Origin of the sequence: Hymenobacter rubripertinctus (assembly GCF_003583925.1) — a bacterium.
Taxonomy (GTDB): Bacteria; Bacteroidota; Bacteroidia; order Cytophagales; family Hymenobacteraceae; genus Hymenobacter; species Hymenobacter rubripertinctus.
In genome coordinates, this window is the sequence record NZ_QYCN01000019.1 from 1 (window position 1) to 11832 (window position 11832).

The window sequence follows — 11832 nt, forward strand, 5'->3', positions numbered from 1 at the left end:
GTGGCGGCAGGCTTTGCACTGGTATTTGGGCTGGCCGTGGCGGCTGCCGTTCTTGCGCAAGTCAGCACTGCTGCACTTGCCACACGTCAACGTGGTCTGAAGCATGGGAGTAAGATACTACTCACCCCGCATTATACCACCGCCAAAAAGATATTACTTGGGATTCCAAGATGTTTTAAAAAAAGTTTTACCAAAAAGTTTGGGATTTATTGAATTTTCTATCGTCAATTATGAAATATTGTTAGTAACTGATACAGGTAATTTTATATTAGACGGTGCATCTGGTGGTATAAGTGCAATCATAGATTTAAGCTGGCAGATATACAATGTGGCCCAACTTAATGACGATTATATTACTGTTGTAATTGACGAAATAGAAAATCATTTGCATGCTACCATGCAAAGATCACTATTGCCTGACTTAATAATTGCTTTCCCCAATGTTCAGTTCATAGTCTCAACTCATAGTCCGCTTATAATAGGCTCTGTTAAAGATTCTAATGTATATGCATTAAGATATAATGATAGTAAGAGAATTTTTAGTCAAAAACTAGATCTACTTGAAAAAGCAAGAACAGCCAATGAGATATTAGATGAAGTCTTAGGTGTTCCCTTTACTATGCCCATCTGGGTTGAAAAAGAGTTAAATGATATCGTAGATAAATATATACAGAGTGATATAGATGAAAATTCATTTATAAATATGAGGAGAGAGTTAAAAGAAGTAGGTTTAGAAGAGTTCATGCCCATGGCAATGTATAAAGTTATTGACATGAACAATAAGTCTTAGGTAATGGTAAAAATTGATAAAAAGCCAGAGCCTATAGTATTGGCTAATAATAAAAACCATTGGACTACTTTACTTATGGGTCATATTGCCCGAGGGGAAGTTGTGCCTAGTAGCTTATCATCAAACTATAATCAGACAGAAGTTAAGAGTATCTTAAAAGAGGAGTCGAGAGGAAAATGCATGTACTGCGAAAGCAATGTGTCACATGTTGCATATGAACACATTGAACATATAAAGCCTAAAGCGAAAGATAAATACCCAGACCTAACCTTTGAATGGAATAACCTTGGTTTGGCATGTCCAAAATGTAATATTAATAAGAGTGATAATTATGATGATAATTTGCCATTCATAAATCCATATAGCGAAGATCCCGAATTGTCATTGTTTTCATTAGGGCCATGGATATATCCTATGCCTGGAAATGATAGAGGATTTATAACTGAACAAACTATACAATTGAATAGAGTGGATTTGATTGAAAAGAGATTAGAAAGAATAAATGAAATAAGACGTCTTATAGAGCTTTATGTAAGACAAAAAAACGACTTATTAAAAAATATATTAAAAGATGAAATTATTAAAGAAGTACAGCCAAATAAGCCATATTCAATGTGTACTAAGCAATTGCTCTCACTCTTACAGATTTAAAAAGGCGTACAGTCTATATGGTTGCATCTTTTTTTAAACTATAAGTTGTCATACTCCCACCGGCTTCTCGCTGCCTAGCTCGCTGAGCAGGCGCTTGGCGACGGCCACGCTGGTCACGTTTTCGAGGCTGAGGATGAGCTGCTTCTTGCGCTCCTTGAGGGTGGCCGAGTTGGGGTGAGTCTGCACGTAGCTGAGGATGTTGCCGAAGGTGGGGCCCTGGAAGTAGGGGCCGGCACGAAGCCCTTGAGTAGGTTTTTCTTGAAGGTGAGCTACTGCTCGAGCACGGTCCAGAATTCTTCTTTGCTCATTCCCAGAATCCGCAGGCCGTTTTTGAGGATGAACTCCGGCACTGGTTCGATATGGGTTTGAAACGTGATGGGGCGGCTCAAATCCTTGCGAGTCCAGTGTTCGTGGCCGCCTTTCGTGCGCGTACACTGGCAACCCACCCGCTCCAGAAACGTGCGATACTCCCGGATGGTCACATTGCGGAGCGTCTTGATGGTCATTAGGCCAAGGCGGGAAGCTCTACCTTCCGGTCGTACTTCCGGAATTCCTTGTGGTTGACGATATCCTGAAGCTGGTCGTTCTGGCGAAGCAGCCGACTGAATTCAGGTGCTTTATAGGTGCGGTTGCTGGCTCGGCCAGCCGTTTTCCAGCCCAAGCGCGCTAACTCATTTTGCAAGGAGCCCTTGTTGCCCGTGTAGCGCAGGAATTCTTCTAGCGTTTCATCGAATGACGTCCGGGCTTCTTTGTCGGTATGACCATAGCCAAACATGTCCAGCGCGGGCGAAAAAATGACGTGTAGGTCTTCGTCGCGGTAGGCTAGTAGGGACAAGCCTACTTCCATTACTTTACCGTTTGGGCCTTGCCGCGTACCCCGATATTTCAGTTTTGCCACGGTCTTATTGAATGTAGGTAGAGCAAGTTAGAACATACTCTACGGAGTAACAAGCTGGAAGCAGCGTTTGATTCCCACGCCATCAGAACGTCATATTGAGCGCAGCCGAAGCCTGACATTCTGGTAATGGCGTATTCGCTCCCTACATCCCCACCGCTTCCTCACTCCCCAGTTCGCTCAGGATCCGTTTGGCGGCTTGCACGCTTTTCACGTCCTCGAAGGAGATGATGAGCTGTTCTTTGCGCTCCTTCATGCTGGCCGAGTTCGGGTGAGTCTGCACGTAGCTGAGGATGTTGCCGAAGGTGGGGCCCTGGAAGTAGGCCTCGTTGTTGGTGGCCGGCACAAAGCCCTTGAGCACGTTCTTTTTGTAGGTGAGGCGCTCGAAGCCCGCGTGGCGGCCCTGCCAGCGCAGGCGCACGATGTCGGCGAGCTGCTCCACTTCCTCGGGCAGCGGCCCGAAGCGGTCCACGATGCCGGTGAGCAGCTTGCGCAGGTCCTCGGGGTTTTTGGCCCGGTCGAGCTTGCTGTAGAGTTGCAGGCGCTCCGAAACGCTGCTCACGTAGCGGTCGGGGATGAGCACCTGGAGGTCGGTTTCGATGTTGCACTCCTTGGGTCCGGCCGCCCCGGCGGCCTGCTGGAGGCGCTGGGTGGGGTCGCCGAGAAACAGGTCGCGGAACTCGGTTTCCTTGAGCTCCTGCACGGCCTCGTCCAGAATCTGGTGGTAGGTCTCAAAGCCCAAATCGTTGATGAAGCCCGACTGCTCGCCGCCCAGCAGGTTGCCCGCCCCCCGGATGTCGAGGTCGCGCATGGCCACGTTGAAGCCCGCGCCCAGGTCGGAGAATTCCTCCAGGGTGCTCAGGCGCTTGCGAGCGTCGCTCGGCAGGCCGGCCACCGGGGGCGTGAGCAGGTAGCAGTAGGCCTTTTTGTTGGAGCGGCCCACGCGGCCCCGCATCTGGTGCAAGTCGCTCAGGCCGTGCATGTGGGCGCGGTTGATGATGATGGTGTTGGCGTTGGCAATGTCGAGGCCGCTCTCGATGAGCGTGGTGCTCACCAGCACGTCGTAGTCGCCGTCCACGAACTTCATCATGCGCTTTTCCAGCACGTTGCCGTCCAGCTGCCCGTGCACGTACGACACGCGGGCATCGGGCACGAGGCGCAGGATCATGCTGGCCTGCTCCTCGATATCCTTGATGCGGTTATGCACGAAAAACACCTGTCCACCCCGCTTGATTTCGCGCGAAATAGCGTCCCGAATAAGTAGCTCGTCGTACACGTGCAGCTCCGTTTGCACGGGCTGGCGGTTGGGCGGGGGCGTGGCAATCACGCTCAGGTCGCGGGCGCCCATGAGCGAGAAGTGCAGGGTGCGCGGAATGGGCGTGGCCGACAGCGTGAGCGTGTCCACGTTCACCTTGATTTCCTTGAGCTTGTCCTTGGTTTTCACCCCGAACTTCTGCTCCTCATCAATCACGAGCAGGCCCAGGTCCTTGAACTTGACGTCCTTGTTGGTGAGGCGGTGGGTGCCGATGAGGATGTCGGTTTTGCCCTCCGCCACCCGGCCCAGCGTCTCCTTGATCTGCTTGCTGGTTTTGAAGCGGTTCACGTATTCCACCGTCACGGGTAGGTTGCCGAGCCGCTCGCGGAACGTTTTGTAGTGCTGCATGGCCAGAATGGTGGTGGGCACCAGCATGGCCACCTGTTTGCCATCGGCCACGGCCTTAAAGGCGGCCCGGATGGCCACTTCGGTCTTACCGAAACCCACATCGCCGCACACGAGGCGGTCCATGGGGTGGGGTACCTCCATGTCGCGCTTCACGTCTTCGGTGGCTTTGGCCTGGTCGGGGGTGTCCTCGTAAATAAAGCTCGATTCCAGCTCGGCCTGCATGAATGAGTCGTGGGCGAAGGCGTGGCCGGGCGCGGTTTTACGCTTGGCATACAGCCGGATGAGCTCGGCGGCAATGTCCTTTACCTTCTTCTTCACCGACTTCTTCTTGTTCTCCCACTCCGGCGAGCCCAGCTTGCTCATGCTCGGCGGCGACCCCTCGGCCCCGCTGTACTTGGCAATCTTGTGCAGGGCATGAATGCTGACGGTGAGCACGTCGTCGTCGCGGTAAATCAGCCGGATGGCTTCCTGGAGCCGGTCGTTGATTTCGACCTGGGTGAGGCCGGCGAAGCGGGCAATGCCGTAGTCCTGGTGCACCACGTAGTCGCCGGGTACCAGCGTGCGCAGCTCCTTGAGGGTAAGGGCCTTTTTCTTGGAGAATTTGCGGGTTTCCTGAGCCCGGTAGAACCGCTCGAACAGCTGGTGGTCGGTGTACACCACCAGTTTCAGGGTTTCGTCAATGTAGCCCTCCCGCAACCCCATCAGCAGGTGCTGGAACTGCACGTTGTTGTCGAGCTCATCGAAAATGGTGCGCAGCCGGTCGGCCTGGCGCACCTGTTCGGCGGCAATAATGTTGGTGTAGCCCTTGAGCTGGTTGTCGTGCAGGTTCTTCACCAGCCGCGCAAAGTCTTTGTTGAAGCTGGGCTGGGGCTTGGCCGTGAAGGTGAAATCCTCGCCGGTTTTGAAGTAAAACCGCTTGCCGAACTCCACAATGGGAAACGGCTCCAGCAGCTTCTTGAAGCTCTTGCCGGTTTCAAAGAGGCCCTCGGGCTTGCTCACCACCTGGGTGCCGCCGGCCACGGCCAGCAGCTCCTGAAACCCCGCCTCGGCCCGCTCAAACGACTCGGTCACCACGTCCAGGGCCTGGCGCAGGTCCTTGGCCCAGACCACCGTATTCTTCGGAATGAAGTCGAGGAAGGCTTCGCGGGTTTCCTGGAGCAGCTTGGTCTGCACGTTCGGGATGATGCTCACCTGGGCCTTCTTGTCCACGGAAAGCTGGCTTTCGGGGTCGAAGGTGCGGATGGTTTCCACTTCATCCCCGAACAGCTCGATGCGGTAGGGCAGCTCGTTGGCGTAGCTGAAAATGTCCACGATGCCCCCGCGCACGGCAAACTGGCCCGCCTCGTACACGAAGTCGCTCCGCTCGAAGTCGTACTCAGCCAGCATCTCGCTAATGAAGTTCACATCCAGCTTGTCGCCCACCTTAATGACAAAGGTGTTGGCCACCAGGCTTTTCTTGTTGATGACCTTCTCGAACAGCGCCTCGGGGTAGGTGACGATGAGGGTGCCCACCTCCGTGGCCTCATCCCCCGGCCCCCTCTCCTTCAGAGAGGGGGAGCCTGACGACTCTCCTGTATTTTTTACGGCAGGCTCCCCCTTCTCTGAAGGAGAAGGGGGCTGGGGAGATGAGGCACTCGTGCCCCGATGCGTATTCAATCGGTTCAGCACCTCGGCCCGCATAAGCACGTTGGCGTTTTCCGTCTCATCGAAGGAATAAGGGCGCTTGTAGGAGCTCGGGAACAGGAGCGGGTCTTCGTCGGGCAGCAGGTGCTGGAGGTCGGCCAGGAAGTAGGCGGCCTCGTCGCGGTCATGGAGCACGAACAGGTGGTGCTGGTCGGGGTGCTCGTGGTGAAGGGCGGCGGCCAGCACGGCATCCTGGGAGCCCACCAGTCCGCGCAGGTGCAGGCGTACGGCCGGCTCAACGGCGCCCACGGGCGGGCCGGCGGGCCGCAGTGAGTGGCGGGTGGCCGGGTTGAGGCGGGCGCCCACGGTCAGCACGGTGGGGTCGAGGAAGTAGAGCTTGAGGAAGTCGGAAACCTGCAAAACGCGAAGCGGCTAGGAGAGAAGGCAAAGGTAGAAGCCCGGCCGGGGGCGAATCCGGTCGGGCAGGGCAAGCAGACGGCGCGGGCGGCGCGCACCTCAATACCCCGGCCGGCCCCCGAAAGTTTCCGCCACTTTCTGCCGCTCCCGCCGTATCTTCCGGCTTCACGCGGCACAGAGTCCGAACCCGGACGCATGGCTATGGCAGACAAGCAGCCCGCCCCCGGCGGCGACGAGTGGGACGACATTGTGCGGCAGCTGCGCCAGCTCAGTGAGCACGTGCGCCAGGATGGCCCCCTGCCCGAGCCGGAGCGGGCCGCCGCCGAAGTGGCCTTCCGCCAGGGCCTGGCCCACCTCGAAAACGAAGTGCAGGGCCTGCGCGGCGGCCTCAAAGGCAGCAGCGGCGGCTGGTAGAAGGCGGTAATGGGGGAAATGTTTGTCATCCTGAGCGGAGCGAAGGACCTTGTACCACCAGTAGTTCAGATGGTACAAGGTTCTTCGCTCCGCTCAGGATGACAGTAATTTTACCAACAACTGACAACCAACAACTAGCAACTCAGTATCCTTTTGCGCGGTTCTTCTCACCTGGCCATCGGCCTGATTACCGGCGTGGCCGTGGCCGGCCTCGTGCCGGGCGTGCCGTTTTCGCCGGCCGGCATTGCTCTGGCGGGCTTCTCGGCCCTGGCCCCCGACCTTGACCACCCCAGCTCCCGGCTCAGCAAGCGCCTGGGTTTTGCCCAGCACTACGTGCGCTGGGCCTTCGTGGCGGTGGCGGCCGGCATGGCCGCCTACGCCTACTGGCAGCTGCTGCCGGGCGCCGACCGGCGGCTGGCCTTTACGGTGGCTTTGGCCTTTGGGCTGATCGGGGGGGCCATGCAAGGCGAGGCCACCCGGCGGCTGGCGCTGCTCTTTACGGGCCTGTGCACGGTGGTAGCGGGCCTTTATACCGGGTTTGTGTGGCTGAGCATGCTGGGTAGCTTCGTGTGCCTGGCCCCGTTCAGCAGCCACCGCACCTACACCCACACGCTCTGGGCCGCCGCCGCCTGGACCTACATCGGCCATCTGGCCAACCAGAGCCTGGGCTGGCACGGGGTGGCCCTGTTTGCGGGAGGCGGCTACGTGTCGCACCTGCTGGCCGACTCGCTCACCAAGGCCGGCGTGAAGTGGCTGATGCCGCTGGTTGATATCAGCTTTAAAATTCCGCTTATTCGGACTGGTTCGCGCAGCGGCAACCTGCTCGAAGTGGCTATCTGCACCGGCTACGGGCTGCTGGTACTGGCGCTGGTGCTCAGCCGGCTGGAGTTCTAAAGGAGGACTGCTACCGGGCGGTGGTTGGTAAAAAAAAAGCCAATTCCGGGGAATGGAAGCAATCTGCCGGACGATATGGTGTCTCTTTGGTCTGCATTTAACCCGAATTGGGCTGCGGAAAAGGACTATCGGCCGAGTTTCCCGTCCGGAAACCTGGCGGACACTTACCTTCAACTCCTGCTTTGGCTGCCTTGGCGGAAACTTGGATTTAAAAACGAACTCCCCCTCGGCCAGATGCCCCGGGAAGCAATCGGGTGGGTAAACCAGGTTAGACGAATCTAATGGTAATTGTATTTCTTATATTTGGTTTACTAGATAGCTATGATTTAATATTGTGAGACATCCGACACCCCCTGTTCCGCTCGCTATGCGGATAGAGCGCTGGGGGTGAGCGGCCCGCCCGTTCCCGGGCCGCACGTCCAGCCGGGCCAACCAGCCCGAACTGCTTGCCACGGACTCCGAGTGTTTTCAGTGGGCTGAGCTGCCTGACCCGTTGGGCTGCTCCCCGCCAGAGACTGTGGATTATTGCAATACCAAAACTCCGACAACTCGTATCTTTGCCCTGGCTGGTGCCCGTCATCAGCTTTTCTGCCCCGATTACCCGCTCTTACTTAATCACACACACCTTTTTTTGCGCTCAAATCAATTTCGTATGAACCAGATGAATAGCCCGCTGATCCGGATCGGCGTTTTCTACGACGGTAATTATTTCCTGAAAATTAGTGATTACTACTACTTTCAGCACGACCGTAAAGCTCGCATCAGCCTGGAAGGGCTGCACGAATTTATTCGGCACCAGGTAGCCGAGGAAGAGGATGTCGATGTCCGGCTCAGCCAGATTATCAACTCCCACTTCTTCCGCGGCCGCCTCTCCGCTACCGAAGCCCGCGACAAAGACCGTCTGTTCCACGACCGTCTGCTTGACGATATCCTCATGAACATGGGTATTAGCACCCACTACATGCCCCTGAAAACGCGCGACGGCCGCTTGCAGGAGAAAGGCATCGACGTGTGGTTGTCGTTGGAGGCCCTCGAACTGGCTATTCACAAGAGCCTGGACGTAGTCGTGCTTATCGCCGGCGACTCCGATTACGCGCCCCTGATCAAGAAGCTCAACACCGTGGGTACCCGCGTGATGCTGCTCAACTGGGACTTCAAATACACCGATTTCAAGGGTGAAAACCGCGTTACCCGCGCCTCGCAGCAGTTGCTCGACCAGGCTACATACCCGGTGCAGATGCACGAAATTATCGATCAGGGCCTGGTCGACGGCGATGAGCTGGTGGATGCCCTGTTCGTGAACACGCCCGAGCCGGCTGCTTACCCCAGCACCAAGCCCGTACGGCCCACCGGCCCTACGGCTGCCGGCCCGGTTGGCACGGTGGGCATCAGCACCATCAAAAACCTGAAAAATGGCTTCGGCTTCGTCGTGATGCCGCCCAACAATCTGTTCTTCAGCTATGCCGACATGGCGGAGGGCGACTTCAACGAGTTGCAGGAAGGCGACTGGGTGGAATTCACCGTCGGCCGCAACCACCGCGACGAAGACTGCGCCCGCAACGTGCGCAAAGTGGAAGCCCCCGAAATGGAAGAGGGCGAAGAAAGTGATGAAGAGGGCGAAGATGACTACGGCGACGAGCAGGAGCACGAGTCGGCCAACTCCCCCGAGCGCCTGTAAGCCGCTCCTGGAAGGCCGCGCCTCAAAAGCAGCCTGATTTTTCAGCCGCCGGATTACCCGTAGAGAAGCTACGGGTAGTCCGGCGGCTTGCTTATGTGCGGTGGTTGATGAGTTGTCGGGCGGTAGTTGTCAGGGAAAAGGAACGTCATTCCCTGACAACCAATAACCAACCACTCACGCAGGCGGGAACAACAGGTCGTGGAAGTCGCGCTTGGTGGCGGGGTAGCGGTTGAAGGTTCCCAGGCCCCGGGCTACCACCAGGTTGTCGCGGGTGGGGCAGGTGATGAGGGCACTGCTCACGACGAGGGTTTTGCCGCTGTGCTCCACCGTGCCGTGGGCCACCAGATGGTCGTGCAGCCGGACGGGATGGAGGTAGTTGATTTTGAACTCGACGGTTGAAACCAGCTCGCCCGCCGTAAAGGCCAGCGAAAGGGCGGCCGCGCCCAGGGCCGCGTCCATCAGGCCGGCCACCACGCCGCCGTGGCAGGTACCGGGAGAAGACAGATGCTCTTCGCGGATGCTCATGGTGTAGCGCACGTCGCCGGGCGCGGTCACGAGCAGCTCCATGCCGTTGGCGCGGCCGTAGGCATTGATTTGGTTGTAGATGGCAATGAGGGAAGCAATATCGGGCAACGGTTCCATGGGCGGAAATCAGAAAAAGGAGGGGCAGAAGGTACCTCCTTTTCCCTGCATCGCCATACGGCTTCAGCCGGCCGCTGGCTACTGGCTCAAATCAACCGGCGCATTAAAAAATGCGGCAGGCAGCCGAACAGGGTGTGTGAGGGGGCCACTACCGCGTAGCCCAGCCGCTGATAGAACGGCACGGCCTGCGCCCGGGCGTGCAGTACGATTTCAGTGAGCCCCTGCTGGCTGGCGGCCTGCTCCAGGTGGTGCAGCACCCGCCGGCCCACCCCACGGCCCTGGCAGGCCGGCTGCACGGCCATAAACCGGACCTGCCCCTGGCCCGGCCCGCAGGGGTGCAGGCGGCCCACCCCGGCCGCGTAGCCCCCGGGAGCCAACAGCAGGGCGTGGGTGGTAGTGGGTGCGTCGTCGTCGGGGGCGCGCTCCGAGCCCGGGGGCTGCTGCCAGGGCTGGCGCAGTACCGCGTAGCGCAGGCGGTAGTAGGCGGCCCACTCGGCGGGCGTTTGGGGGCAGCTGATGGGTAAACTGGCGGACATGGGCAGGGGCAACGGGCTCAGATGGGCGCTAAATAACGCACTATTGTCCGCTTGTAGCGAGCTGGCGCGGCGGCATTTCGGCGGGGCCTTATCTTTGGCGGGCTGTTCTGCGTTAAAGCAGTGTTTTCTCTTCTTTCTTTTACCTCTCCTTCCTATGCCTTCTTTCGATATTGTGAGCAAAGTGGACCCGCAAACGCTCGAAAACGCGGTGAACACGGCCAAAAAAGAGCTCCAGACCCGCTACGACCTGCGCGACACCAAGGGCGGCATCGACCTCGACAAGAAAGCCAACCTCATCACCCTCACCTCGGAAAACGACATGCGCGTGCGGGCCCTCGAAGACATTGTGCTCACCCGCCTCGTTAAACAGGGCATCGATGGCACGGCCCTCGATTTCACGGCCCAGGCCCAGGCCAGCGGCACTATGATGAAGAAAGTGGTGAAAGTGCGCGCCGGCATCGATAAGGACGCGGGCCGCAAAATCATTAAGGCCATCAAGGATGCCAAGGTGAAAGTGGAAGCCCAGATGCAGGACGATCAGGTGCGGGTTTCGGCCAAGAAAATCGATGAGTTGCAGGCCGCCATTGCCGTGCTGCGCCGCACTGATGTCGGCCAGCCCCTCCAATTCGTGAACATGAAGTAAGGGACTTGTCCGTGTGCGGAGTGGGGGTAGCCGGAAAACGTGGCGGGCCGCGATGCTCCACTGGCCAACCGTTTATTGAAGCCCAGGGCAGTGTTGCTTGCCAGATTCCGCACCTTCTCCGCATTTCCTCCCATTTTCCACAGTCAGTTACGATGCATTTCGATTTTTCGGTTTTCTCCCAGGCCCATACCTGGGTGAGTCTGCTCACGCTCACGTTCATGGAAATCGTGCTGGGCATCGACAACATCATTTTCATCTCGATTATCGTCAACCGGCTGCCGCGGGCCTCGCAGCAGCGCGGGCGTACCATCGGGCTGCTGCTGGCGCTGCTTTTCCGCATCGGGCTGCTGCTGAGCATCAGTTGGATTGTGGGCCTGAAGGCGGCCCTGTTCACGCTCGACCTGCCCTGGATAACCGGGTCCTTCGGCGTATCGGGCCGCGACCTGATCCTATTGGCCGGGGGCCTGTTCCTGATTGGTAAAAGCACCACCGAAATCCACACCAAGCTCCAAGGCGCGGAAGAGGAGGAAATGGCCGCCGGCAAGGGCAGCGTGTCGATGGGCAGCGTCATCTTTCAGATCATCCTCATCGATATCGTCTTCAGCTTCGACTCCATCCTGACGGCCGTGGGCCTCGTGGACAACGTGCTGATTATGATTCTGGCCGTCATTCTGTCGATGGCCGTGATGATTGTCTTCTCGGGCGTGGTGGCCGATTTCGTCAACCGCAACCCCACCATCAAAATGCTGGCCCTCTCCTTCCTGATTATGATTGGCGTGATGCTGGTGATGGAGGCCTTCCACCAGGAAATCGAGAAAGGCTACGTGTACTTCGCCATGTTCTTCTCGCTGGTCGTGGAAATGCTCAACATGCGTCTGCGCAAGAAAACCGAGCCCGTGCAGCTGCGCGACTCCCAGTACGACTAACGGTTGGCTCGCTGAGAGGCGCCCCTTTCAGGCACCAAAAAGGCCCGTGGCAACTGCTGC

Annotated in this window: 14 protein-coding genes; 7 read left to right on the forward strand and 7 right to left on the reverse strand. The window is 57.5% G+C overall.

The annotated features are described in order from the left end of the window. Positions 1–105: transposase-like zinc-binding domain-containing protein (locus tag D0T11_RS23605; RefSeq protein ID WP_449547769.1), on the reverse strand; the 105-nt coding region annotated here is incomplete at its 3' end. Positions 106–199: 94 nt separating this feature from the next. Here D0T11_RS23605 and D0T11_RS13175 point away from each other — a divergent pair. Further along, positions 200–790, forward strand: coding sequence for an AAA family ATPase (locus D0T11_RS13175; RefSeq protein ID WP_245990856.1), 591 nt, complete (start codon positions 200–202; stop codon positions 788–790). A gap of 3 nt (positions 791–793) precedes the next feature. Next, the gene (locus D0T11_RS13180) at positions 794–1441 is read left to right on the forward strand and encodes an HNH endonuclease (protein ID WP_119656265.1); all 648 of its coding nucleotides are present in this window, start codon (positions 794–796) and stop codon (positions 1439–1441) included. Between the two features lie 48 nt (positions 1442–1489). Here D0T11_RS13180 and D0T11_RS22565 read toward each other — a convergent pair whose 3' ends face one another. The 4 genes from D0T11_RS22565 to mfd form a co-directional block, all read right to left on the reverse strand. After that, positions 1490–1627 (reverse strand): hypothetical protein, encoded by a 138-nt coding sequence (locus tag D0T11_RS22565; RefSeq protein ID WP_182888396.1) that lies wholly within the window; start codon positions 1625–1627, stop codon positions 1490–1492. Between the two features lie 83 nt (positions 1628–1710). Further along, positions 1711–1947 carry a type II toxin-antitoxin system HicA family toxin gene (locus tag D0T11_RS13185; protein WP_119656266.1) on the reverse strand — a complete coding sequence of 79 codons (237 nt, stop codon included), beginning with the start codon at positions 1945–1947 and terminating at the stop codon, positions 1711–1713. Next, positions 1947–2339 (reverse strand): hypothetical protein, encoded by a 393-nt coding sequence (locus tag D0T11_RS13190; protein ID WP_147374648.1) that lies wholly within the window; start codon positions 2337–2339, stop codon positions 1947–1949. The genes D0T11_RS13185 and D0T11_RS13190 overlap by 1 nt, the downstream gene beginning before the upstream one ends. A 142-nt stretch (positions 2340–2481) precedes the next feature. Further along, positions 2482–6042, reverse strand: coding sequence for a transcription-repair coupling factor (gene mfd / locus D0T11_RS13195; protein WP_119656268.1), 3561 nt, complete (start codon positions 6040–6042; stop codon positions 2482–2484). A gap of 198 nt (positions 6043–6240) precedes the next feature. On the opposite strand from mfd, the gene D0T11_RS13200 reads away from it, so the two are divergent. The 3 genes from D0T11_RS13200 to D0T11_RS13210 all read left to right on the forward strand — a co-directional run bounded on the left by D0T11_RS13200 (position 6241) and on the right by D0T11_RS13210 (position 9025). Then, positions 6241–6453, forward strand: a complete 213-nt coding sequence (locus D0T11_RS13200) for a hypothetical protein (RefSeq protein WP_147374649.1) — start codon at positions 6241–6243, stop codon at positions 6451–6453. A gap of 153 nt (positions 6454–6606) precedes the next feature. Continuing rightward, positions 6607–7347 (forward strand): metal-dependent hydrolase, encoded by a 741-nt coding sequence (locus D0T11_RS13205; RefSeq protein ID WP_182888397.1) that lies wholly within the window; start codon positions 6607–6609, stop codon positions 7345–7347. Positions 7348–7999: 652 nt separating this feature from the next. Then, positions 8000–9025, forward strand: coding sequence for an NYN domain-containing protein (locus D0T11_RS13210; RefSeq protein ID WP_119656271.1), 1026 nt, complete (start codon positions 8000–8002; stop codon positions 9023–9025). 174 nt (positions 9026–9199) lie between these two features. Here D0T11_RS13210 and D0T11_RS13215 read toward each other — a convergent pair whose 3' ends face one another. Continuing rightward, complete coding sequence (locus D0T11_RS13215; protein ID WP_119656272.1) at positions 9200–9667, reverse strand: PaaI family thioesterase; 468 nt, start codon at positions 9665–9667, stop codon at positions 9200–9202. 86 nt (positions 9668–9753) lie between these two features. Beyond that, positions 9754–10203 carry a GNAT family N-acetyltransferase gene (locus D0T11_RS13220; RefSeq protein WP_119656273.1) on the reverse strand — a complete coding sequence of 150 codons (450 nt, stop codon included), beginning with the start codon at positions 10201–10203 and terminating at the stop codon, positions 9754–9756. Positions 10204–10357: 154 nt separating this feature from the next. Between D0T11_RS13220 and D0T11_RS13225 the strand changes: the two genes are divergently transcribed. Continuing rightward, on the forward strand, positions 10358–10846 hold the full coding sequence (locus D0T11_RS13225) for a YajQ family cyclic di-GMP-binding protein (RefSeq protein ID WP_119656274.1): 489 nt from the start codon (positions 10358–10360) through the stop codon (positions 10844–10846). Between the two features lie 152 nt (positions 10847–10998). After that, the gene (locus tag D0T11_RS13230; protein ID WP_119656275.1) at positions 10999–11772 is read left to right on the forward strand and encodes a TerC family protein; all 774 of its coding nucleotides are present in this window, start codon (positions 10999–11001) and stop codon (positions 11770–11772) included. The last annotated feature ends 60 nt before the right edge of the window (positions 11773–11832 follow it).